At 71.8% G+C, this 21,741-nt stretch carries 22 protein-coding genes; 16 read left to right on the forward strand and 6 right to left on the reverse strand.

Annotated elements, in window-relative coordinates; all coding sequences use genetic code 11:
- Positions 1-1,216, reverse strand: a 1,216-nt coding sequence (locus M8J74_RS37300) for a S1 family peptidase (RefSeq protein ID WP_249840678.1), incomplete at its 3' end; no start/stop codon positions are given.
- A gap of 191 nt (positions 1,217-1,407) precedes the next feature.
- Here M8J74_RS37300 and M8J74_RS37305 point away from each other — a divergent pair.
- From M8J74_RS37305 to M8J74_RS37325, 5 genes are all read left to right on the forward strand, one after another.
- Entirely contained in the window at positions 1,408-1,821 is a 414-nt protein-coding gene (locus M8J74_RS37305) for a PaaI family thioesterase (protein WP_249840679.1), read from the forward strand.
- A gap of 479 nt (positions 1,822-2,300) precedes the next feature.
- Entirely contained in the window at positions 2,301-2,516 is a 216-nt protein-coding gene (locus tag M8J74_RS37310; RefSeq protein WP_058921350.1) for a hypothetical protein, read from the forward strand.
- Positions 2,517-2,636: 120 nt separating this feature from the next.
- Positions 2,637-3,443 carry an HlyD family efflux transporter periplasmic adaptor subunit gene (locus tag M8J74_RS37315; RefSeq protein ID WP_249840680.1) on the forward strand — a complete coding sequence of 269 codons (807 nt, stop codon included), beginning with the start codon at positions 2,637-2,639 and terminating at the stop codon, positions 3,441-3,443.
- Positions 3,440-5,662: an NHLP family bacteriocin export ABC transporter peptidase/permease/ATPase subunit gene (locus tag M8J74_RS37320; protein WP_249840681.1), complete on the forward strand. Its 2,223-nt coding sequence runs from the start codon at positions 3,440-3,442 to the stop codon at positions 5,660-5,662. The genes M8J74_RS37315 and M8J74_RS37320 overlap by 4 nt, the downstream gene beginning before the upstream one ends.
- A 1-nt stretch (position 5,663) precedes the next feature.
- Positions 5,664-8,480: an NHLP bacteriocin export ABC transporter permease/ATPase subunit gene (locus M8J74_RS37325; protein WP_249840682.1), complete on the forward strand. Its 2,817-nt coding sequence runs from the start codon at positions 5,664-5,666 to the stop codon at positions 8,478-8,480.
- Positions 8,481-8,487: 7 nt separating this feature from the next.
- Here the strand turns inward: M8J74_RS37325 and M8J74_RS37330 are convergent, their stop codons facing one another.
- Complete coding sequence (locus M8J74_RS37330) at positions 8,488-9,015, reverse strand: SRPBCC family protein (RefSeq protein ID WP_249840683.1); 528 nt, start codon at positions 9,013-9,015, stop codon at positions 8,488-8,490.
- A 172-nt stretch (positions 9,016-9,187) separates the two neighbouring features.
- On the opposite strand from M8J74_RS37330, the gene M8J74_RS37335 reads away from it, so the two are divergent.
- From M8J74_RS37335 to M8J74_RS37365, 7 genes are all read left to right on the forward strand, one after another.
- The gene (locus M8J74_RS37335; protein ID WP_249840684.1) at positions 9,188-10,690 is read left to right on the forward strand and encodes an MFS transporter; all 1,503 of its coding nucleotides are present in this window, start codon (positions 9,188-9,190) and stop codon (positions 10,688-10,690) included.
- A 155-nt stretch (positions 10,691-10,845) separates the two neighbouring features.
- Complete coding sequence (locus M8J74_RS37340; RefSeq protein ID WP_249840685.1) at positions 10,846-11,853, forward strand: Ppx/GppA family phosphatase; 1,008 nt, start codon at positions 10,846-10,848, stop codon at positions 11,851-11,853.
- A gap of 16 nt (positions 11,854-11,869) precedes the next feature.
- On the forward strand, positions 11,870-12,040 hold the full coding sequence (locus M8J74_RS37345; RefSeq protein ID WP_249840686.1) for a hypothetical protein: 171 nt from the start codon (positions 11,870-11,872) through the stop codon (positions 12,038-12,040).
- A gap of 82 nt (positions 12,041-12,122) precedes the next feature.
- Entirely contained in the window at positions 12,123-13,136 is a 1,014-nt protein-coding gene (locus tag M8J74_RS37350; protein ID WP_249840696.1) for an iron-containing redox enzyme family protein, read from the forward strand.
- Between the two features lie 12 nt (positions 13,137-13,148).
- Complete coding sequence (locus M8J74_RS37355; RefSeq protein ID WP_249840697.1) at positions 13,149-13,811, forward strand: HemK2/MTQ2 family protein methyltransferase; 663 nt, start codon at positions 13,149-13,151, stop codon at positions 13,809-13,811.
- Positions 13,792-13,989, forward strand: a complete 198-nt coding sequence (locus M8J74_RS37360; protein WP_249840687.1) for a CDGSH iron-sulfur domain-containing protein — start codon at positions 13,792-13,794, stop codon at positions 13,987-13,989. Before M8J74_RS37355 ends, M8J74_RS37360 begins: the two co-directional genes overlap by 20 nt.
- Before the next feature lie 145 nt (positions 13,990-14,134).
- On the forward strand, positions 14,135-14,518 hold the full coding sequence (locus tag M8J74_RS37365) for an STAS domain-containing protein (protein WP_249840688.1): 384 nt from the start codon (positions 14,135-14,137) through the stop codon (positions 14,516-14,518).
- Positions 14,519-14,669: 151 nt separating this feature from the next.
- Here the strand turns inward: M8J74_RS37365 and M8J74_RS37370 are convergent, their stop codons facing one another.
- The gene (locus M8J74_RS37370; protein WP_249840689.1) at positions 14,670-15,089 is read right to left on the reverse strand and encodes a subtilase-type protease inhibitor; all 420 of its coding nucleotides are present in this window, start codon (positions 15,087-15,089) and stop codon (positions 14,670-14,672) included.
- Between the two features lie 325 nt (positions 15,090-15,414).
- Here M8J74_RS37370 and abmR point away from each other — a divergent pair, with 325 nt between their 5' ends.
- Positions 15,415-15,966 (forward strand): ATP-binding transcription factor AbmR, encoded by a 552-nt coding sequence (abmR, locus tag M8J74_RS37375; RefSeq protein WP_249840690.1) that lies wholly within the window; start codon positions 15,415-15,417, stop codon positions 15,964-15,966.
- A gap of 135 nt (positions 15,967-16,101) precedes the next feature.
- Positions 16,102-17,271 (forward strand): lactate 2-monooxygenase, encoded by a 1,170-nt coding sequence (locus M8J74_RS37380; RefSeq protein WP_249840691.1) that lies wholly within the window; start codon positions 16,102-16,104, stop codon positions 17,269-17,271.
- 108 nt (positions 17,272-17,379) lie between these two features.
- Here M8J74_RS37380 and M8J74_RS37385 read toward each other — a convergent pair whose 3' ends face one another.
- The 3 genes from M8J74_RS37385 to M8J74_RS37395 all read right to left on the reverse strand — a co-directional run bounded on the left by M8J74_RS37385 (position 17,380) and on the right by M8J74_RS37395 (position 20,088).
- Positions 17,380-18,981, reverse strand: coding sequence for an RICIN domain-containing protein (locus M8J74_RS37385; RefSeq protein WP_249840692.1), 1,602 nt, complete (start codon positions 18,979-18,981; stop codon positions 17,380-17,382).
- A 480-nt stretch (positions 18,982-19,461) separates the two neighbouring features.
- The gene (locus tag M8J74_RS37390; RefSeq protein WP_249840693.1) at positions 19,462-19,839 is read right to left on the reverse strand and encodes a toxin Doc; all 378 of its coding nucleotides are present in this window, start codon (positions 19,837-19,839) and stop codon (positions 19,462-19,464) included.
- Positions 19,840-19,842: 3 nt separating this feature from the next.
- Positions 19,843-20,088 carry a hypothetical protein gene (locus tag M8J74_RS37395; RefSeq protein ID WP_249840694.1) on the reverse strand — a complete coding sequence of 82 codons (246 nt, stop codon included), beginning with the start codon at positions 20,086-20,088 and terminating at the stop codon, positions 19,843-19,845.
- Positions 20,089-20,298: 210 nt separating this feature from the next.
- On the opposite strand from M8J74_RS37395, the gene sigJ reads away from it, so the two are divergent.
- Both sigJ and M8J74_RS37405 read left to right on the forward strand, forming a co-directional pair.
- Positions 20,299-21,216 carry an RNA polymerase sigma factor SigJ gene (gene sigJ, locus M8J74_RS37400; RefSeq protein ID WP_249840695.1) on the forward strand — a complete coding sequence of 306 codons (918 nt, stop codon included), beginning with the start codon at positions 20,299-20,301 and terminating at the stop codon, positions 21,214-21,216.
- Positions 21,213-21,741, forward strand: a 529-nt coding sequence (locus M8J74_RS37405; protein ID WP_308406174.1) for a cytochrome b N-terminal domain-containing protein, incomplete at its 3' end; no start/stop codon positions are given. The genes sigJ and M8J74_RS37405, both read left to right, overlap by 4 nt.

The raw sequence follows: 21,741 nt of genomic DNA on the forward strand, positions 1-21,741 counted from the left end.
CGCTCGCGGAGGCCGACGGGTCGGCCGATCCGCCCTGGTCGCCCGCGCCCGCACCCGCGCCCGCGCCGCCGTCGCCCAGCGTGGCGCCCGTGGCCTGCAGGGCCGCGGTCACCGGCTGGAAGAAGGTCTCGCCGCCCGCGGTGCAGTCGCCGCTGCCGCCCGAGGTCATGCCGACCGCGCTGCCGTCCTGGGTGAACAGGGAGCCGCCGCTGTCGCCCGCCTCGGCGCAGACGTTGGTCTGGATGAGGCCGGTGACGGTGTCGACGCCGTTGGGGTCGGTCTCGCTCTGGAAGTTGACCGTGGCGTCCAGACCGGTGACCTGGCCGTTGTGCAGACCGGTGGTGCTGCCCATCCGGAAGACCGTCTCACCGACGGTGGCGTCGGCGGCGGCGGTGATCTGGACGGTCTGCCCGTTGCCGACGTTGACCTCGCTGGCCGCCTGGGTGTTCGGGTCGTCGTACTTGACCAGGGAGAAGTCACCGGCGCCGGGGAAGGTGGCCTGGTCGACCGTGGCGATGGGCTGGCCGGTCTCGGAGTCGGACCACTGCTTGGCGGCCACACCGCAGTGACCGGCCGTCAGGAACGCCGGACTGCCGTCACTGGCCTTGACGTTGAAGCCGAGGGAGCAGCGGACCGTGCCGCCCTGCGCCTGGGCGAAGATGGCGTCGCCGCCCGACACGAGGGTCTTGAAGGTGCCCGAGGAGCGCTTCACCGTCGCCATGTCGGCGCCGAGGCTCTTGACCGTCGACGTCAGTCTGTTCCATGCGGCGCCGGTGACGGTGGAGTCCGCGGTGACCGCCAGCTTGTTGGTCTTCGGGTCCATCGCCCAGGCCGTGCCCGGTATGGTCGCCTTGGCCTTCAGGGTCTGGGCACCCGACTTCAGCGCCGCGAGGCTGTTCTTGACCTCACGGACCTTCGCACCCGCCTTCTTCGCCTCGACGACCACCTTGTTGTTGTCGCCGGGCACGACGTTCACCACGAGCTGCTGCGCGGCGGAGTCGTAGTAGGAACCGGCGAAGGCCTGGCCGAGCACGTTCTGGAGCTGCGCGGCGAGATCCGAGGCGTCCGCGGCCTTCAGGGTCTTGGGAGCGGCGCCGGCCGACGAGCCGTCCTGGGAGGCGTTGGCGTTCGGCAGCAGGATGGCCGCCGCGCCGAGCGCCACGACACCGCCCGCCGCGATAGCGGCCTTGCGCTTCGGGATTCGCTTGTGACTCAAACTTCTCGACCTCCTGGGGGACCGGAGTCTGTGCCGCCGTTCGGCAGCTGTTGTCGTTCTGGGCGCCTGGATGGCTGTTGGTACGCAGGGGCCGCGCGGTGCGTTCAATTCCGTTTGCCAACTCGCTTTGCCCGGAGCGGAATCGGCCATGACCCGGATCGTGCGCTGCGGCTCGGGGAACAATCGCCCATATGACGATGACGACCGCCGAAGGCGACACGATCCTCTCCGCCTGCTTCGCCCCTTGGATTCTCGAACTGGGCCTCACGGTGGAGGCGGTGGGCGAGGACCGGGCGACCCTGCGTCTTCCCTGGTCGGACCGCCTGGCGCGGGAGGGCGGCGGACTGTCGGGGCAGGCGCTGATGGCGGCCGCGGACACGGCGACCGTGATCGCGGTGTCCGCGGCGCGCGGCGGGTACGGGCCCATGACGACGGTTCAGCAGTCGACGTCGTTCCAGCGCGCGGTGACCGGATCGGATGTCCTGATCGAGGCGGTGGTCACCAAACTGGGCCGCCGCATGGCGTTCGCGAACATCACGATGACCGAGGAGAGCTCGGGGGCGGTGGCGGCGACGGCGAGCACGGTCTACGCGCTGCTGGGCTGAGCCGACCCTCCTGAACCCTCACGAGCCGACACGGTCCGCACCCGGTCGGCGACGGAACGTCGTGATCGCCGCCCCCAATCACGGCTCCCGAGAATCTGCACATTGAATACTCAACGAAGTCACGGGGGCCGAGAGTTCTGCACAGCCGGCCGGCCGCCCCCACGCCATTGCGGCGGGAGTGTCGGATTCGCGCGACGATCAGCAAGCGCTCGGGCGAGCCGATGCCGTGACGCATGTGAAGAAGCTGCCACCGACGCGTGCAGAGTCCTGCACGCGTCGGTACCGCAGCGACGCAAGTTGCCTGGTGAGGCGGTTGGTTGATTGGAAGGGCGGACCGGGGGCGTGCTTTGATCCATCGCACTGCGGGGGCCGCGGGGCTTCGGAGACGGAGCCCGGGTGCCTGCGGTCGCGGTGCCGCTCTGTCCCCCAGAGGGGGCCGCTCCCCCCTTGTGAATATCCATATGAAGGGAAGTTCCATCATGAACTCCACCCCCCAGGTTGAGACCGTCGAGATCTCCGACGCCGAGCTCGACAACGTCTCCGGCGGCCTGGCCGTGAACGCCCTCGGCACCGTCACCGGCCTGGTGGACGGCGTCGCCCCGGTTTCCGGCCTGGTCGACACGGCTGTCGGCACCGTCGAGGGTGTCACCGGTCTGAACACCGCCCCGGTCACCAACCTGGTCGCCGGTCTCTGATCGCACCCTTTGTGATCGTTGAGTCCCGGAGCCTGTTGACGGCTCCGGGGCTTGTCGATGCCCTGAACCAGCCGGCTCGCGCGAGCCGGTCCTTCCTCGTTTCCAGGTGAGGGAATTTCCGTGCAGTTCCGCCAACAGGCCCTCGCCAAGCTGCAGTCGCCGGAGGAGCTCGACCTTCCGGTGCGCTTCGCCCGCCCGCAGGGCTGGCTGGTCCTGTCCGTGACCGTGGCCGCGGTGGCCGCCGCCTCGGTGTGGGCGGTGACCGGCTCGGTGGCCTCCACGGTCAGCGCGCCCGCCATCCTCACCCACGGCGAGGGCAGTTACATCCTGCAGAGCCCGGTCGCGGGCCAGGTCACGGCGGTTCTCGCCAAGCAGGGCGAGCGGCTGCCGGCCGGCGCCCCCGTCCTGAAGGTCCGTACCGCCCAGGGCGACTCCGTCGTCCGCACGGTCGCCGCGGGCCGTATCACCGGACTCGCCGCCACCATCGGGCAGATCATCCAGACCGGGGCGAACGTCGCCGCGGTCGAGAAGGTCGCCCACGCCTCGGACCCCTTGTACGCCACCGTGTACGTGCCCGCCGAGAACGCGGCCTCCATACCGGACCACGCCGCCGTCGACCTCACCGTCTCCTCCGTGCCCACGCAGGAGTACGGCGTGCTGCGCGGGCATGTGAAGTCGGTCGACCGCTCCGCCGAATCCGCCCAGCAGATCGCCGCGTTCCTCGGGGACAGCCAGCTGGGCGAGCAGTTCACCAAGAAGGGCCGCCCGGTGGCCGTGACGGTGAAGCTGGACACGTCGTCCGCCACGAAGAGCGGCTACCAGTGGTCGTCCAAGGACGGCCCGCCCTTCGCCCTCACCTCCATGACGACGGCCTCGGGCTCCATCCGGCTGGCCGACCAGCGTCCCGTCGATTGGCTGCTGCCGTGAGTACCACCCAGGAGACGCGGAGCAGACGCCGCGCCGCCCCGCCCAAACGCCCGGTCCCCACGGGGAAGGCGAAGACGGTCCGCACCCCGACGGTGCTGCAGATGGAGGCCGTCGAATGCGGCGCCGCCTCCCTGGCCATGGTGCTCGGCCACTACGGCAGGCACGTCCCGCTGGAGGAGCTGCGCATCGCCTGCGGCGTCTCGCGGGACGGCTCGCGCGCCAGCAACCTGTTGAAGGCGGCCCGCAGTTACGGCCTGACGGCCAAGGGCATGCAGATGGACACGGCCGCCCTCGCCGAGGTCAAGACGCCGGCCGTGCTGTTCTGGGAGTTCAACCACTACGTCGTCTACGACGGCATGGGCCGACGTTTCGGCCGGCGCGGGGTGTTCATCAACGACCCCGGCAAGGGCCGCCGTTTCGTGCCCATGGAGGACTTCGACGGCAGCTTCACCGGTGTCGTGCTGGTGATGGAGCCCGGCGAGGGCTTCACCAAGGGCGGCCGCAAGCCCGGTGTGCTGGGCGCGATGCCGGCCCGGCTGCGCGGCACGGCGGGCACGATGCCGGCCGCGGTGCTGGCGAGCCTGCTGCTGGTGCTGGTCGGCGCGGCGGTGCCCGCGCTCAGCCGCACCTACATCGACATGTTCCTGATCGGCGGTCAGACCTCGCTGCTGGGCGTGCTGTTCGCGTCGATGGGCGCGTGCGTGCTGCTCACCGTGTTGCTGACCTGGCTGCAGCAGGCGAACCTGCTGCGCGGCCGCATCATCTCCTCCACGCTCTCCAGCGCCGGCTTCCTGCGCCATCTGCTGCGGCTGCCGGTGACGTTCTTCGCCCAGCGCAGCCCGGCCGACCTGGTGCAGCGCCTGCAGTCCAACGACCAGGTCGCCGAGACGCTGGCCCGCGACCTCGCGGCGGCGGGCGTGGACGCGGTGGTCGTGGTCCTGTACGCCGTGCTCCTCTACACGTACGACCCCCAGCTCACCTTCGTCGGCATCGGCGTCGCGCTGCTGAACATCGTCGCCATGCGCGTGGTGATCCGGCTGCGCGCCACCCGCACGGCGAAGCTGCGCGCCGACAGTGCCCGTCTGACCAACACGGCTTACACCGGGCTGCAGTTGATCGAGACGATGAAAGCGACCGGCGGCGAGGACGGCTACTTCCGCAAGTGGGCCGGGCAGCACGCCACCACGCTGGAGGAGCAGCAGCGCCTCGGTGTGCCGAGCGCCTGGCTGGGCGTGGTCGCGCCGACGCTGGCCTCGCTCAACAGCGCGGTGATCCTGTGGATCGGCGGTATGCGCGCGGTCGAGGGCGGCATCTCGGTGGGCCTGCTGGTGGCCTTCCAGTCGCTGGTCACCCGCTTCACCGCGCCGATCACCCGGCTCAACGGCGTGGCGGGCCGCATCCAGGACTTCGCGGCCGACGTGGCCCGGCTGAAGGACGTCGAGAACTTCCAGGCCGACCCGCTCTACGGGCGCCCCGGCGCCGGCGACTCCACGCGCCGGCTGCACGGCCACGTCGAGCTGCAGAACATCACCTTCGGCTACAACCCGCTGGACAAGCCCCTGCTCACCGGCTTCGACCTGACCGTCGGCCCCGGCCAGCAGGTCGCCCTGGTCGGCGGCTCCGGCAGCGGCAAGTCCACGGTCTCCCGGCTGATCTCGGGCCTGTACGCGCCGTGGGAGGGCGTGATCCGCATCGACGGGCAGCGCCTGGACGACATCCCGCGCGGGGCACTGGCCGCCTCCGTCTCCTTCGTGGACCAGGAGGTCTTCCTGTTCGAGGGGTCGGTGCGCGACAACGTGGCGCTGTGGGACCCCTCGATCCCGGACGACGCGGTGGTGGACGCGCTGCGGGACGCCGCCCTCTACGACGTCGTGCTGCGCCGCCCCGGCGGCATCCACAGCAAGGTCGAGCAGGACGGCCGCAACTTCTCCGGCGGCCAGCGCCAACGGCTGGAGATCGCGCGGGCGTTGGTGCGCAGGCCGAGCATCCTGGTGCTGGACGAGGTGACCAGCGCGCTGGACGCGGAGACCGAGCAGGTCGTCATGGACAACCTGCGCCGGCGCGGCTGCGCGTGCGTCGTGATCGCGCACCGGCTGAGCACCGTGCGCGACAGCGACGAGATCGTCGTCCTGCAGCACGGCACGATCGTGGAACGCGGGCGGCACGAGGACCTGGTGGCACGCGGCGGCGCGTACGCGGCGCTGGTCAGGGAGCGATGAGATGACGACGGCACACGAAGGCGACCTCGTCCTCGGCGCTCTGGGGTCCATGGGCACGCTGGTCGACTGCTCGGGGCTGACCCGGCTGGACCTGGAGGGCCCCCAGGTGCTGTGGCTGGTCGCGGCCGGCAGCCTGGACCTGTTCGCGGTGGACGCCGTGCAGCAGGGCCACTGGCACCACCTCGGCCGGCTGGAGGCGGGCTCGCTGCTCCTCGGCCCCGTCGCCGGACCGCAGCACACGCTGGTGGCGCGGCCGTTGCGCGACTGCGTGGTGCACCGCATCGGCCTGCGCGAGCTGTACCAGACGGCCGACACCCAGACCTGGTCCTACGACGAGTACGGCAACCCCCAGTACGTGCCGCCGACGACGAGCCCGCTGGAGTACGCCCTCGCCCTCGGCGTCGGCCGCAGTCTGTCCGTCCTCTTCCAGGCGCCGATGGCGACCGCGGGCGCCGCGGAGATCACGGACGACGACGTGTTCTGGATGCAGGTGCCGCCCGGCAGCGTCCAGTACGGCTCGCTGTACGGCGCCGAGGCCGCCGCCGACCTGCTGATGGACCCGGCGGTCTGGCAGAGCATGGTCGACCAGCAGTACCGGCTGCTGACCACGCTGGACCGCTGGATCGAGCAGCTGGAGCGGACGCACGAGACGCGCACGGCGGCCGGCATCAGGGCCGGTGAGGCGGTCCGCGCCCAGGCCGACCGGACGCTGCTCGCCTCCATCGGCAAGTCCCCGTCCCAGCGCGCCACGACCGCCGACGCCGACGCGACGTACGCGGCCTGCAAGCTCGTGGCGGAGGCGGCCGGCATCCAGCTGGCCGACCGCACGCAGGCGGGCACCGGCAGCGACCGGCTCGACCCGGTGGAACAGGTGGCGATCGCCTCCCGGGTGCGGACCAGGGCGGTGCGCCTGGACGGTGCGTGGTGGCGGGACGACGTCGGCCCGCTCGTCGGTCACCGGGCCCTGTCGGGCGCCCCGGTCGCGCTGCTGTGGCGGCGCGGCGGCTATGTGGCGGTGCATCCGGCGACCGGCCGGGAGACCCCGGTCGAGAAGGCCAACGCCGAGGAGTTCGAGCCGCGCGCGGTGATGTTCTACCGGCCGTTGCCGGACCGGACGCTGAGCCCGCTGCGGCTGCTGCGGTTCAGCATGCGGGGCACCGGGAGCGACCTGGTGAACCTGCTCCTCAGCGGCCTGGTGACGGTCGCCATCGGCGCGCTGGTGCCGGTCGCGACCGGCAAGGTGCTGGGGGAGTTCGTGCCGAGGGCCCAGACGACCCTGATCGGGCAGGTCTGTCTGGCGGTGATGGTGACGAGCCTGGTGGCGGCGGCTTTCATGCTGCTGGAGAACCTCACCATCCTCCGGCTGGAGGGCCGTATCGAGGCGACGCTCCAACCTGCCGTCTGGGACCGGCTGTTGAGGCTGCCGACGAAGTTCTTCACCGAGCGTTCCACCGGTGAGCTGGCGAGCGCGGCGATGGGCATCAGCGCGATGCGCCGCATGATGGCGGGCATCGGGCCGGTCGTCGCCCAGTCGGTGACGGTCGGTGCGATGAACCTGGGGCTGCTGTTCTGGTACAGCCCGTCGATGGCGCTGGCGGCGATCGGCATGCTCGTGGTCATCGCGGGCGCGTTCCTGGGCCTCGGCCTGTGGCAGGTGCGCTGGCAGCGCAAGCTGGTGGTGCTCGGCAACAAGCTCAACAACCAGGCGTTCCAGACGCTGCGCGGCCTGCCGAAGCTGCGGGTGGCGGCGGCCGAGAACTACGCCTACGCGGCCTGGGCGTCTCAGTTCGCGCGCAGCCGTGAACTGCAGCAGAAGGTCGGCCGCATCAAGAACCTCACGACGGTCATGGGCGCCGTCTACCTGCCTGTGTGCACGCTGCTGATGTTCATGCTGCTGGCCGGCCCGGCGCGCGGTTCGATGTCGGCGGCGAGCTTCCTCACCTTCAACACCTCCGTCACCATGCTGCTGACCTCAGTCACCCAGCTGACCGGCGCGTTCGTCTCCGCGGTGGCCGCGCTGCCGCTGTTCGAGGAGATCAAGCCGGTGCTGGAGGCGACGCCGGAGGTGCGCACGGGGAGCACCCGGCCGGGTCCGCTGTCGGGGGCGATCGAGGCGCGCCGGCTGTCCTTCCGGTACGCCGACGACGGTCCGCTGGTCCTGGACGACGTGTCCTTCCAGGTGGGCGCGGGCGAGTTCGTGGCGATCGTCGGCCCCAGCGGCTGCGGCAAGTCCACGCTGCTCAGGCTGCTGATCGGCTTCGACAAGCCGGTCTCGGGCAGTGTCCTGTACGACGGCCAGGACCTGGCCGCGCTGGACCAGTCGGCGGTGCGCCGCCAGTGCGGTGTGGTGCTGCAGCACGCGCAGCCGTTCACCGGTTCGATCCTGGACGTCATCTGCGGCACCGAGCCGTACACGCCGGAGGAGGCGATGGCGGCGGCCGAGATGGCGGGGCTGGCCGAGGACATCAAGCGGATGCCGATGGGACTGCACACGATCGTCTCGGGCAGCGGTGCCGTCTCCGGCGGCCAGCGTCAGCGGCTGATGATCGCCCAGGCGCTGATCCGCCGCCCGCGGATCCTGTTCTTCGACGAGGCGACCAGCGCTCTGGACAACGAGACCCAGCGCACGGTGATCGAGTCGACCAAGGCCCTCAACGCCACCCGGATCGTCATCGCCCACCGTCTGTCGACCGTCCTCGACGCCGACCGCGTGATCGTCATGGAGGACGGCAAGGTCGCCCAGCAGGGACCGCCGGCGCAGCTGCTGGCGGACACGGGCGGGCGGCTGCACGAGCTGGTGCGGCGCCAGATGGCGTGAGGAGCGGTCAGTCCATGCCGGGGACGGGGGCCCCGGAGGGCACACCGGCCTCGACGTAGGCGTCGTAGTACTCCTTCCACAGCGCGCTCGGTCCGGCGTGCGGTTGTCCGGACCGCTCGCCGCGCGCGTGGGCGTCGAGTGCGGCGAGGCAGATCTCCCAGCCGGCGGCGTTGCGGGCGGCGGTGCCGGCGGCGCGCAGGATGTTCGTCAGGGTGAAGCGGGTGCGCCCGTCGTCCAGTGCCTCCAGGTCGAAGCGGAGCTCGTCGCCGCCCCACTCGAAGGACAGGTGGCGCGGTTCGTCCAGGCCGAGCACCCGGCCGGTGGACTCCGGCATGTCCGGGTCCGCGCCGAAGGTGATCGTGCCGCCGGGGCGCGGGTCGATCTCGGCGCGGGAGGGGAACCAGTGGGCGAGTTCCCCGGCGTCGGTGACGAACCGCCAGACCCGCTCGACGGGCAGGTCGTAGGTGCGGGCGAAGCGGACGGCCCGGCGGCCGTCGTCCAGGGTCGGGCAGGTACCGGTGAGAGCGACGGCCATGTGATCAGTCCTCCTGGGACAGCGTGGCACGGCCCCGAAGAGACCGACACCACACCTAGCGAAACGTTGCCGTTTCGCTAGAACGCGGTCTAAGCTGCATCTGTACGAAACCGTTTCGTTCCGAGGTTTCGTGCTTCCGCATCCCGAACGGCTTCCCTGGAGTGGTTCCCCCATGACCCAGAAGACCCTCACCGACAGCACCCGCACGGGTGCCGTCGAGGCGCCCGGCGCGCCCGCGGCGAAGAGATGGTGGATCCTCGCCGTCGTCGCCGTCGCACAGCTCATGGTGGTGCTCGACGCCACCATCGTGAACATCGCCCTGCCCTCGGCCCAGGCCGACCTCGGGTTCTCCGACGGCAACCGGCAGTGGATCGTCACCGCGTACGCCCTGTCGTTCGCCTCGCTGCTGCTGCTCGGCGGCCGGATAGCCGACCTGTTCGGACGCAAGACGGCCTTCCTGGTCGGCGTCGTCGGCTTCGCCGCCGTCTCCGCGCTCGGCGGAGCCGCCAACGGCTTCGGCATGCTCGTCACCGCGCGCGCCCTGCAGGGCGCCTTCGGCGCGCTGCTCGCACCGGCCGCGCTGTCCCTGCTGAACACGACCTTCACCGACGCGCGGGAACGCGCCCGGGCGTTCAGCGTGTACGGCGCCATCGCCGGCGCCGGCGGTGCCGTGGGCCTGCTCCTCGGCGGTGTGCTGACCGACGCCTTCGACTGGCGCTGGACGCTGTACGTGAACGTGCTGATCGCCGTCGTCGCCTTCGTGGGCGGCTGGATGCTGCTGACCAACCACCGCGACGCCGGGAACGGCAAGCTGGACGTGCCCGGCACGATCCTGGTCGCCGCGGGCCTGTTCTCGCTGGTCTACGGCTTCTCCAACGCCGAGACCCACGACTGGGGCTCGGCGCTCACCTGGGGCTTCCTGACCGCGGGCGGGCTGCTGCTGGCCGCCTTCGCCTGGTGGCAGACCCGGGCCGCGCACCCGTTGCTGCCGCTGCGCATCCTGCTCGACCGCAACCGGGCCGCCTCCTTCCTCGCCGTGCTGATCTCCGCCGGCGGCATGTTCGGTGTCTTCCTCTTCCTCACCTACTACCTGCAGCTCAACCTCGGCTTCAGCCCCACGAAGACCGGTGTGGCGTTCCTGCCGATGGTGGGCGCGCTGATGGTGGCCGCACAGCTCGGCACCACGGTCCTGCTGCCGCGCATCGGGCCGAAGGTGGCCGTCCCGTTGGGCTTCGCCGTCGCCGCGGCCGGCATGGCGTGGCTGACCGGCATCGACAACGGCTCCAGCTACGTCAGCGCGGTCCTCCCCCAGCTGATCGTGACCGGCGTCGGTCTGGGCCTGGTCATGCCGGCCTCCATGCAGCTGGCCACCGGCGGGGTGACCGCCGAGGACGCGGGCGTCGCCTCCGCGACGGTCAACGCCATGCAGCAGGTGGGCGGTTCGATCGGTACGGCCCTGCTGAACACGCTCGCCGCGAGCGCCGCGACCGACTACCTGGCCGGCCGGGACGCCACCAGCAAGCTGGTACAGGCCCAGGCGACGATCGAGAGCTACACCACCGCCTTCTGGTGGTCGGCGGTCATGTTCGCCGCGGGCGCGGTGATCGCCTTCCTGCTCTTCAGCCGCGGGGTGCCGGAGCAGGACCCGGACGCCGCGCCGGTCGTCCACATGTGATCACCCGCCGGGAGCCGCTCGGCACCAGGGGCCGCCGTCCGCAGGGAGACGGCGGCCCCTTCGCGCGCCACGGCGACGGCGGTTATCGGCCAGGACCGGCGCGCCCCGGGCCGCGATGAGCGTTGGCGCGCTCGGAAGTGGGTACCCACCGGCCCATGCGGATCAGCGTGGTGGATGTGGGGTCGAACACGGTACGTCTGGTGGTTTCGGATGCCGACGGCGGGGTACCGCTGCCCGTCCACACGGCCAAGTGGCGGCTGCGGCTGTCGGAGCACGTGCGGCCGGGGTGCGCCATCCCGGAAGAGGACGTCGAACGGCTCGTGCGTGCCGTCACCGAGGCGAGCCGGACCGCCGCGCGCTGGGGCGCGGCCGGTCCGCTGGCCTTCGCGACCGCCGTGGTGCGCAGCGCCCCGAACCGCCTGGAGGTCCTGCGTGCCGTCCGCTCCCGGACCGGCGTGCAGCTGTGCACGCTGCCCGGCGAGCTGGAGGCAGAGCTCACCTTTCTCGGGGCGCGGCGCTGGATGGGCTGGCGTTCGGGCCCGCTGGCGCTGCTGGACATCGGCGGCGGCTCGCTCGAGGTCGCCTTCGGGCGCGGCCGGATACCGGACTTCGTGGCCTCGCTGCCCCTGGGCGCGGGCCGGCTGACCCACGAGTTCTTCACCACCGAGGGCCCGCCCACCCGGGAACAGCTGCGGGCGCTGCGCCGCAAGGTCCGCCACCAGCTGCGGGACGTGGCCGCGCGGATCCGCTGGGAGGGCCCGCGCACCGCGGTGGCCACCTCGCGGACGTTCCAGCAGCTGGGCCGGTTGTGCGGCGCCGCCCCGGGGCGGCACGGACCGTTCGTGGAGCGGCAGCTGCGCCGCACGGAGCTGCGGATGGCCGTCGACCGGCTGGCCGCACTGCCCGCGGCCGAACGCGCCCGGCTGCCCGGTATCTCCGCGCCGCGCGCCGCGCAGAGCCTGGCCGGCGCGCTGGTCGGGCACACCGCCATGAAGCTGACCGGCCTGAGCGCCGTCACCGTCTGCCCCTGGGCGATCCGCGAGGGCGTCCTGCTGCGGCACATCGAGGACGGCCCGGGCTGGTGGGCGGAGGTCAACCGGCTCGACGAGTCGCCCGCCGCCCCCGAGCCGCTGCCCCTGCGGATCGCCACCGTCGGCCACTGAGAGAAAGGGAGGCACCGTGCCCGAGAACCACGAGAACACCGAGCGGCCGCCGAAGACCGCCCTGGAAGAGGTCCTGCGGGAGGCCGAGGACGCCGAGGTGTCCGGCGGGAAGCGGGACGACGAGGGCGAGGCGGCCGACGCCGTCACACCCAGCCGGCACGCGCAGGAGGAGTCCGAGGGCAGGTGAGACCGGACGTCACGGCTGGTCGCACGCTGTGCCGGCCCGACGGGAGACGTTGGTGACGGCCGTGCCGGGGTACCCGGCCGGCATGTCGTACGACCATGAAGGGCCGCTGTTCCCGTCGCCCCGAGGGCCGGTCTCGGCCGGTGTGCAGGGGTATCTGCTGGACACCGGCCCACTGCCCCGGCCCGAGACCGTCGCCGCCGCCGACCCGTACGGGGACGACCTCCAGCTCACCCTGTACCTCTGCTACGAACTGCACTACCGGGGTCTCGCGGGCGTCCCCCCGGAGCGCGAGTGGGACACCGACCTGCTGCGCACCCGTGCGGCGCTGGAGCACCGCTTCCTGACCACCCTGCGCGCCGACACCCCGGTGCACGACACCGTCGAGGACGCGCTGGGCGACCTGCTCGTCGAGCCCGTCGAGGGCAGCGGTGTCAGCCACTTCCTGCGCGAGGAGGGCGAGTTGTGGCAGGTGCGCGAGTACGCCACCCATCGCTCGCTGTACCACCTCAAGGAGGCCGACCCGCACGCCTGGGTGCTGCCGCGGCTCACCGGGCGCGCGAAGGCGGCCATGGCGGCGGTGGAGTTCGACGAGTTCGGCGGGGGTCGCGCCGACCGGCTGCACGCGCAACTGTTCGCGAACCTGATGACGGACCTGGGCCTGGACACGACGTACGGCCGCTATGTCGACGCGGCGAGCGCGGAGATGCTCGCCACCGTCAACCTGATGTCCCTCTTCGGCTTGCACCGGGCTCTGCGCGGCGCCCTGGTCGGCCATTTCGCGGCCGTCGAGATCACCTCGTCGCCGGGCTCGCGGCGGCTGGCCGACGCGATGCGCCGCACGGGGGCGGGGCCCGCGGCCGAGCACTTCTACGACGAGCACGTGGAGGCCGACGCCGTTCACGAGCAGGTCGTACGGCACGAGGTCATCGGCGGTCTGCTGGAGGAGCAGCCGCATCTGGCGCCGGACGTGGTGTTCGGCATCGACGCGACGGGACACGTCGAGGACCGGTTCGCCGCCCGGCTGCTCGAGGACTGGCGGGCGGGCCGTTCCTCCCTGCGTTCTCCGGATCTTTCCGAAATCTCCCATATTTACTGATTGCCGGGGTACCTGGGTCGGGTGAATCCACTGGTACCGCCGGGTGTCTACTCCCCGCAGGAAGACACCGATCTGCTGACCGAAGCCCTGTTCGAAGAGCCGTTGCCGCCGGGCGCGGACGTCCTCGACGTCGGTACCGGCACCGGCGCCCTGGCCCTGGCCGCGGCGCGCCGCGGCACGCGGGTGACCGCGGTGGATGTGTCGTGGCGGGCGGTGTGCGCCGCACGTCTGAACGCCCGGATGGCGGGGCTGCCGCTGCGCATCCGGCGCGGGGACCTGTTCGCACCGGTGCGCGATCAGCGGTTCGACCTGATCCTGTCCAACCCGCCCTACGTGCCCGCGCCCGCCGAGCGGGCCCGGCCGCGCAGGGCGGCCCGCGCCTGGGACGCGGGCGGGGACGGCCGGCTCGTCCTGGACCGGATCTGCCGCGAGGCCCCGGACCTGCTGCGGCCCGGCGGTGTCCTGCTGATGATCCACTCCGCGCTGAGCGGCCCGGAGCGGACCGTCGACCATCTGCAGGACGCCGGGATGCGGGCGTCGGTGACGCGGCGGCACTTCATCCCGTTCGGTCCCGTGCTGCGGCAGCGGGCCGGCTGGCTGCGCAGACAGGGCATGCTGACCGCCGACGACGAGAAGGAAGAGCTGGTGATCGTCCGTGCCGAACTCCCCGTCTGACAGTGCGCGCCGCCTCACGGTCCAGCGCCGCGGCCCCCTGCTCGTCGAGGGCCCGGTCGAGGTCGAACTGGAGGACGGCAGCACCGTCCGCTCCGACCGCTTCCGGGTCGCCGTGTGCACCTGCCGGCGCAGCCGCCGGTTCCCGTGGTGCGACACCAGCCATCGCGACCGCGCGTAGCCACATAATCGGAAAGTCAAGCGCTTTCGCTTCAATTCACCAGGACGGGTGAACCAGGTCTTGCGTGCCGCCGTCCAGGGATGTTCGCCGTCGCTTCCGGGTAACTACCGAGACCGAATGGGCCCCTTGCCGAGGTGGAGCGGCCATGACCCCGGATGCGGACGCGGACGACCGTGCGGGCGGACCGCCCGCGGCGAACCCCCACGCTCGCACCCGGTTCGAGGGCCCGTTCACCGTGGTCGAGGCCGCCGGCGAGATCGATCTGGCGACGGCGGGGGCGCTCGGGGAGCATCTGGACGCCGCGACCGCCGGGGCGCGGCCGGACGTGCTGGTGGATCTGCGGCGCGTGGAGTTCTTCGACTGCTCGGGGCTGCGGGTGCTGTGCCGGGCCGAGGCACGGGCGAGGGAGCACGGCGGACGGCTGCGGGTCGTCTCCGACCAGCCCCGCATCCGCAGGCTGCTGGCGGGGACCGGGCTGCTGAGACGCTTTCCGCCCCTCCCCGGTACGTCCGGGGAGGGGCGGAGGTGACCCGGGGATCGGCGGGCGGCCCCACTCCGCCCGTCCGACCCCCGGGGCGAGATCGTCGTCGCCCCGCGGCGAGTGCCCGCACTCCCCATCCGCGAGCCGCTCAGGTCGACCACGGGGTCCACGCGATCCCGGTCTCTCGGCAGCCGGTCTCTCAGAACTCGAAGACGTCGGCTCCGTAGGCGTACTTCAGGCAGGAGTTGGAGAAGGTGCGCTCGTAGGAGACGCGCTTGCCCTGCCAGACACCGTCGACGGTGACCACGACGGGGTCGTACTGCTTGGTGCACAGCACGTCGGATCTCGGCGCCAGCCCCTCCAGGCCGCCCGCGGCGCGCAGTTCGGCGCAGGCCAGGTCGGCGGCCGGGTGGGTGCCGGAGGGCGTGGGCGCGCAGCTGAGGGTCACCGCCCGCAGCGGGGTGGCGTCGGCGGCGCTGTCGCCGTGAGCGACGGTCAGCACCAGGGCCGAGGGGGCGTACAGCGAGGCCGGCGTGGCGAGAGCGGCCCCGGTGAGGGGTCCGCAGACGGCGGTGGCGGTGAGGGCGAGGGTCGCTGCCCAGCGCGCGGTGTTCCGCATCGTGTGCATCCTTCCGCAGGATTCGAGGGTGAGCCGGACCGTTCAGGGGTGGTGCCGGAACCGGCGAGCGCGAGTCTGCCGAGTCCGCGACGGAAACACACCTCGACCCCACGCGATTCAGTAACCTTGCGTGTTGAATCAGTGGCGTGAAGTCACGGAAATCGAACACGCCGGGCCCGTAACTGAGCGGTTCTTGATCGCCTGAAGCAGCCAACTGGCCGATTTTCATCGCTTCGTTAATAGGCTTGAAACATTCCGGTTGAGCTCTCGGCGGACTCCCTCCCAGCCCCTTGTGTTCATGGAGCGGTCGAGTAATCGTCATTACATGATTACGAACGAGCAGCGAGAGAATCTGCGCGGCTGGCTCACCGGCCGGCTGCCGGACGACTTCTTCGAGGAACCGGCCGAGGTCACGGTCGACCGCGAGGAGATCACCGTGATCGGCCGGATCCCCGCGCCCCGGCTCGCCGAGGACACCTCGGACGCCGAGCGGGAGGCCGCGGTGCAGGGCCGCATCCAGGAGTTCCGGGAGCGGACCCGTGAGGCCCGGATCGAGGTGGCCCGCGAGGCGGAGCACCGCTATCGCCGCAAGGTGTCCTGGGGCGTGGAGTGCGACGGCCGGCGTGCCCTGTTCACCCATGTCGCCGCGCCCGTCATGACCCGGCTGCGCCAGCCCGAGCGGCAGGTCCTCGACACCCTCATCGCCGGCGGGGTCGCCCGCAGCCGCAGCGACGCCCTCGCCTGGTGCGTACGCCTGGTGCAGCGCCACACCGACGACTGGCTCACCGAACTGCGCGAGTCCCTCGAACACGTCCAGCGGGTACGGGAGCAGGGGCCCGACAGCGAACCGGAGGACGCGCCGACGGACGGCGAGTGATCGAGACCGGCCAGAGGACGGCCGTCACGCCGGCCGGCCCCACGACCTGAGACGACGGCCGGTGTCCGGCCCCGCGCATACCGCCGAGTATGGTCACCACGGCGCGTACTCGACGACGAGAGGCGGGACGTACGGATGGCCAAGCACTGGGCGGACTTCCAGTACGAGATCTATCTCAACGGGCTGTCAGGTGCCGTGCCGCGCCTGCCGACCGATCTGACCCGGCTGGAGGAACTGACCGAGCAGCGGCTCGGCCCCGGCCCGGTCGGCTACGTGGCCGGAAGCGCGGGCGACGGCAGCACCGCACGCGCGAACCGGGCGGCCCTGGAGCGGCGCCGGATCGTGCCGCGCATGCTGCGGGACGTGCACGAGCGGGACCTGTCGGTCGAGGTGCTGGGCCGGGCGCTGCCCGCCCCGCTGGCCCTGGCGCCGGTCGGCGTGCTGTCGATCATGCACCCGGAGGCCGAGTCGGCCGCCGCCCGCGCCGCCGCCGCGCACGGGGTGCCGTACATCCTCTCCTCCGCCTCCAGCACACCGATGGAGCAGGTCGCCGAGGCGATGGGGGACGCCGAGCGCTGGTTCCAGCTGTACTGGCCGAAAGACGTCGAGGTGGCCCGCAGCTTCCTGAACCGGGCCAAGGCCGCCGGGTTCACCGCGCTGGTCGTCACCCTCGACACCCCGCTGCTGGCCTGGCGCCCGCGCGATCTCGACCAGGCGTACCTGCCCTTCCTGCACGGCGTCGGCACCGCCAACTACTTCTCCGACCCCGCCTTCCAGGCGGCCCTGGCCAAGCCGGTGCACGAGGACCCGAACGCGGCCGTGCTGCACTTCGTCGGCATGTTCGCGGACCCGGCCAAGACCTGGCCGGATCTGGCGTTCCTGCGGGAGAACTGGGACGGCCCGATCGTGCTCAAGGGCATCCTGCACCCCGACGACGCCCGGCTCGCCGCCGACGCCGGGATGGACGGGGTCGTCGTCTCCAACCACGGGGGCCGCCAGGTCGCGGGGTCCGTGGCCGCCGCGGACGCGCTCCCCCGCGTCGCCGAAGCCGTCGGCGACCGGCTGACCGTCCTGTTCGACAGCGGCGTCCGCACCGGCGACGACATCTTCAAGGCGCTCGCCCTCGGCGCGCGGGCGGTGCTCGTGGGACGGCCGTACGTCTACGGGCTCGGCCTCGACGGGCAGCCGGGCGTGGAGCACGTGATCCGCTGCCTGCTGGCCGAACTGGACCTCACCCTCGCCCTGTCGGGGCACGCCACCCCGGCCACGATCGGCGCCGCCGACCTGGTCGAGGAACCCGCCTGAGGGGCGGAGCTGTCGCGCGGGACGGCCGGGAAGGACCCCACCGCCCCGCGCGACACACATATGACCGCCGAACTCCCGCAATGTGTAGGGGAGTTCAAGGAGGCAGGGTCAGGCTCCCTGCCCCGCCGCCCACCGCGCCTGGGGCCGTTCCGTGCCGGTGATCGACAGGGAGCCCGGGCTCGCCGAGGCCCCCGGATCGGCCAGCCACCGCTGGGAGGGGGAGCCGTCGCGGACCTTGACGACGATGTCGGCGTCCGTGCCGGTCGTCGTGGCCGCCAGCGCGAGCCGCTCGTCCCAGCGGGGCAGCAACTCCCCCTGCACGGTGAGGTCGTAGCGCACGTCGTCGCGCCGCGTCCCCTTGTCCCCGGCACACGGGCCCAGCACGACCACACCGGCGTCGACGTGCGAGTCCAGGCACAGATCCGGGTCCGCCTCGCTGCGCAACAGCCCGTCGGCCTCGTACGACCACTGCTGGGTCATCGCGCGCGAACACTGCGCCAGCTCGGTCCCGGCGCCCTCCTTCACCTCGCCCACGATGTCCAGGCACAGGCCGGCCCCGGCGTTGCGCAGCCGGGAGGTTCCCGGCTGCGCGGGAAGGTGCGCGGTGCCGGGCGTGGCCCCCGCCCCGGTGCCCGGCGCCGTGCCGTCGCTGGCGCTGTTGGACGCGGCCGGGTCGACCCCGTCGTCGTGGGACCACAGGCCGACGACGGCGAACACGGCGAGCAGCCCGGCCGAGGCGACGCCCACCCCGGTCAGCACCGCCCGCGACGTGCGCGGGAAGCCCTCGGGTCCGCGGCCGGGGATCGGGATGCGGGGCAGGATGCGCGGGCGGCCGCCGCCGTGCCGGGCGGAGCCCCGAGGGCGCGCCGGCAGGTTCGTGCGCCCCGGTCTGGTGTCCAGGTAGCGGCGCGCGCCCCAGCCGAGCACCGCCTCGGCGAGAAGAACTCCCAACCCGCCTTCGAAATGACTCAGTTGTTCAGCGGCGAATCGGCAGTAGCGGCACTCCGTCAGATGGTGCTGCACATCGGGCAGCAAGGCGCCGCCCCGGCGAATCGGAACATCGAGGAGACGGTTGTAGAACCGGCAATCCTTGGTCGGCGCCAGTTCCCTGTGGGCTTGTACACAGCCTTCGCGGAATTTCTCCCGCGCTTGTTCGAGGGTGGCCGACGCGGTCTCGGTATCCATGCCCAGCAGGCCGGCGGGGACGGATATCGGTTCCGCCTCCACCTCGGTGTGCCAGAGCAAACACCGGCCGACTCCCGGAAGAGCCTGGAACGAACGGTCGGCCAGCTTTCGGTTCTCCGGCGTCATGAACTTCGCCGAACGCATGCCGCGGGCCCCGGCGGGCTTGCGCAGCTCCGGGACGACGGCGGACAGCCGCTCCTCCGCCGCCCACGTCCGCACCGTGTCGCGCACGGCGACGAGTAAGCGGGGGCGCAGGGCGACGCCCGGCTCGCCCAGCGCCAGCCGGTCGAGTACCTGGTGGAAGGCGGCGGACGTGACCAGGGCGGCGGCTTCGCCGCGGCTGGACAGACAGATGCCCGCGTAGTCGCGGGCCGGTTTCCAGTGGCGTGTCATGAGCAGCGCCACGGAGTGGGACACCTCCGGGTCGGGGCGGCCCCGGAGCCGGGCGGCGACGTACTCGTCGGATTCTCCGGGAACCGCGCCGGCGGGCGGGTGGGGTGGACGAGGGGGGTGGGGGGTGGGCACTGAGCGGGATCCTTCCCAGGCGCATAGGACACTCGGGCACAGTGGCCGCCGCAAAGGCCCCCTGTTGGTGCACACCTTTTGGACGGCGGGCGCGCGGAGCGTGAATTCGGGTACGTCCGTCCGACCCGGCTCCCCCTGGGTGGCACGGACAAGACCCGGACATTCCCCCCGCACGGCTAGCTCACCCTTGCACAACGCACCCAAGCCAACAAGGCACTTGAGCAACATCCGCCTCGTTGAAAGAAAGTCAGACACAAGGGCGGCACGCTGTGCCCACTGGCACTTTCCGCATTTCATGCGCCCCGTGTGAAACAGGCGCACGCGCCGGAGCCCCGCGCACGCTCCCGGCGCGCACCACCCCGTAGTGCACTGGGTACCGGCCCCTTCGTGAAGGCCACGCGCAGGACGGCGGCTCTCCTGCGCCGAACGGGCCGCCGACCTTGATCCTCCCGCCCTCGGTCGGCGGCCCTGAAGGGTGTCTCAGATCTGCCAGGAGCGCAGCCGGTCGGCCGCGCCGTAGACGTCGGCCTTGCCGGACATCAGGTCGCGGGCGAGGTCGACGAGGGCGCCGTAGGGCGGGTCGATGCCGGCGCCGCTGACGAACATGTAGGCCACCGCGGTCGCGCAGGCGAACCGGGCGTTGGCCGAGGGCAGCGGCTTGAGCAGCGCGAGGGTGTGCAGCAGGGCCGCGGCACGCCAGGCCGGGTCGGAGTCCACGCCCAGGCGGGGCGGGTCGACGCGGTGGCGGGCGACGGCGGCGACCAGTGCGGAGAAGTCGTTGACGGTGGGCTGGTCCGGGAGGACCTCTTCGTGGCGCTGGAGCAGCCAGGGCACGTCGATGTGGATGACGGATGCCATCGGTCAGGCGACCCGCCCCTCGCCCGCGGCGGGCGGTTCGTCGTCGGGGAAGGCGGCCGCGAATTCGTCGGCGTGGGAGGCGAAGAAGCGGCGAAACGCTTCTGCACCTTCTTGCAGGGCCCGGTGCCGGGCTATGTCCGCGGCGGCGGCCTCCCGCACGAGCGCCTTCATCGACGTGCCCCGTTCCTTGGCGATCTGCCGCAGGTCCTCGAGCTCCCGATCGCTGAACTCCACATTCAGTGCTGGCATGCCCTCACGGTACCGCCGGGGTACTGGATCGTAAATACCCCCTGCTCAGAGCGCCTGCGATGGGGTACCTTCCGCGTCCGACCGGAATCCGCACCATGGGTGACACGCGCGCATCCTCCTGAGAGCTGGGTCACATTCCCGCTTCCGGATGTCACATCCGGACCCCTCCACGGCCTCGCAGTAGTGAGCACGCCGACGGGGAGGCCCCAGATGACACAGAGCTCGGGAAGTCCGGTCACGGACGAGGCGACCGATGTCTACCTGGCACATCGGGAGCTGTTGTTCAGCCTCGTCTACAACGTGCTGGGCTCGGTCGCCGACACCGAGGACGTGCTGCAGGAGACCTGGCTGTCGTGGACCGGCCGGGGCCCCGACGGGATCGCCAACCCGCGCGCCTACCTGGTCCGGATCGCCGTCAACCACGCCCTGCAGCGCCGCGCCGCGATCAGCCGCCGGCGCGAGACCTACGTCGGCCCCTGGCTGCCCGAGCCGCTCGTCACCGACGCCGACGCCGACGGGGCCGAGGACCCGGCGCTGCGCTCCGAGTCCGTGTCACTGGCGATGCTGGTGGTCCTGGAGTCGCTGACGCCGCTGGAACGCGCGGTGTTCGTCCTCAACGAGGTCTTCGGCTACCCCCACACCGAGATCGCGGAGATCATCGGCCGCACCCCGGCGGCCGTACGGCAGCTCGCGCACCGTGCGCGCACCCATGTGCACGCGCGGCGGCCGCTGTACCGCGCCCATCCGCGGGTGCGCCGGGAGGCCACCGAGCGGTTCGTGCGCGCCGCGCTCGGCGGGGACATCGGGGAGCTGATGGAGATCCTGGCGCCGGACGTCACGGTGTGGACGGACGGCGGCGGCAAACGCAAGCCGGCCGGTCTGCGCCCGGTGCACGGCCGGGACAAGGCGGTCCGCCTCATCGCCTCCTACGCCGGCCGGCGCGAGGCCCAGGACCTGGAGCTGCGCTACCGCCGGGTCAACGGCGACGACGCGGCCGTGGTGTTCCAGGGCGACTCCCCGTACGCCGTGATGGTCATGGACCTCACGCCCGAGGGCGACCGGGTCAGCGGCGTCTACATCGTCACCAACCCCGACAAGCTCACGCACGTGCACAAGGAGGAGGAGTGACCGACACCCGCACGCCCGCCCGGGGCGAGCGCGTCGCCGACTGGCTCGACGGCCGGCTCGGCATCCACACGCTCGGCCGGAAGTACCTGCGCAAGGTCTTCCCGGACCACTGGTCCTTCCTGCTGGGCGAGATCTGCCTGTACAGCTTCGTCGTCCTCGTCCTCACCGGCGTCTACCTCACCCTCTTCTTCCACCCGTCGATGAACGAGGTGACGTATCACGGCAGTTACGTCCCGCTCAACGGCGTCCGGATGTCCGAGGCGTACGCCTCCACGCTGCACATCAGCTTCGACGTGCGCGGCGGGCTGCTGATCCGGCAGCTGCACCACTGGGCGGCGCTCGTCTTCGTCGCCGGGATGCTGACGCACATGATGCGGCACTTCTTCACCGGCTCCTTCCGCAGGCCGCGCGAGGTCAACTGGCTGTTCGGCTGGCTGCTGCTGTTCCTCGGCCTGTTCGAGGGCCTGTTCGGCTACTCGCTGCCGGACGACCTGCTGTCGGGCACGGGCCTGCGGTTCGTCAACG

The organism is Streptomyces panaciradicis (assembly GCF_023516615.1).
Classification (GTDB): Bacteria; Actinomycetota; Actinomycetes; order Streptomycetales; family Streptomycetaceae; genus Streptomyces; species Streptomyces panaciradicis.

What these genes read in the sequence shown, in the direction of transcription:
- M8J74_RS37305 (WP_249840679.1), top strand. Translation starts at nt 1,408, where the DNA reads ATGACGATGACGACCGCCGAAGGCGACACGATCCTCTCCGCCTGCTTC.
- M8J74_RS37310 (WP_058921350.1), top strand. Translation starts at nt 2,301, where the DNA reads ATGAACTCCACCCCCCAGGTTGAGACCGTCGAGATCTCCGACGCCGAG.
- M8J74_RS37325 (WP_249840682.1), top strand. Translation starts at nt 5,664, where the DNA reads ATGACGACGGCACACGAAGGCGACCTCGTCCTCGGCGCTCTGGGGTCC.
- M8J74_RS37330 (WP_249840683.1), bottom strand. Translation starts at nt 9,015, where the DNA reads ATGGCCGTCGCTCTCACCGGTACCTGCCCGACCCTGGACGACGGCCGC.
- M8J74_RS37335 (WP_249840684.1), top strand. Translation starts at nt 9,188, where the DNA reads ATGACCCAGAAGACCCTCACCGACAGCACCCGCACGGGTGCCGTCGAG.
- M8J74_RS37340 (WP_249840685.1), top strand. Translation starts at nt 10,846, where the DNA reads ATGCGGATCAGCGTGGTGGATGTGGGGTCGAACACGGTACGTCTGGTG.
- M8J74_RS37350 (WP_249840696.1), top strand. Translation starts at nt 12,123, where the DNA reads ATGTCGTACGACCATGAAGGGCCGCTGTTCCCGTCGCCCCGAGGGCCG.
- M8J74_RS37365 (WP_249840688.1), top strand. Translation starts at nt 14,135, where the DNA reads ATGACCCCGGATGCGGACGCGGACGACCGTGCGGGCGGACCGCCCGCG.
- M8J74_RS37370 (WP_249840689.1), bottom strand. Translation starts at nt 15,089, where the DNA reads ATGCGGAACACCGCGCGCTGGGCAGCGACCCTCGCCCTCACCGCCACC.
- abmR (WP_249840690.1), top strand. Translation starts at nt 15,415, where the DNA reads ATGATTACGAACGAGCAGCGAGAGAATCTGCGCGGCTGGCTCACCGGC.
- M8J74_RS37380 (WP_249840691.1), top strand. Translation starts at nt 16,102, where the DNA reads ATGGCCAAGCACTGGGCGGACTTCCAGTACGAGATCTATCTCAACGGG.
- M8J74_RS37390 (WP_249840693.1), bottom strand. Translation starts at nt 19,839, where the DNA reads ATGGCATCCGTCATCCACATCGACGTGCCCTGGCTGCTCCAGCGCCAC.
- M8J74_RS37395 (WP_249840694.1), bottom strand. Translation starts at nt 20,088, where the DNA reads ATGCCAGCACTGAATGTGGAGTTCAGCGATCGGGAGCTCGAGGACCTG.
- sigJ (WP_249840695.1), top strand. Translation starts at nt 20,299, where the DNA reads ATGACACAGAGCTCGGGAAGTCCGGTCACGGACGAGGCGACCGATGTC.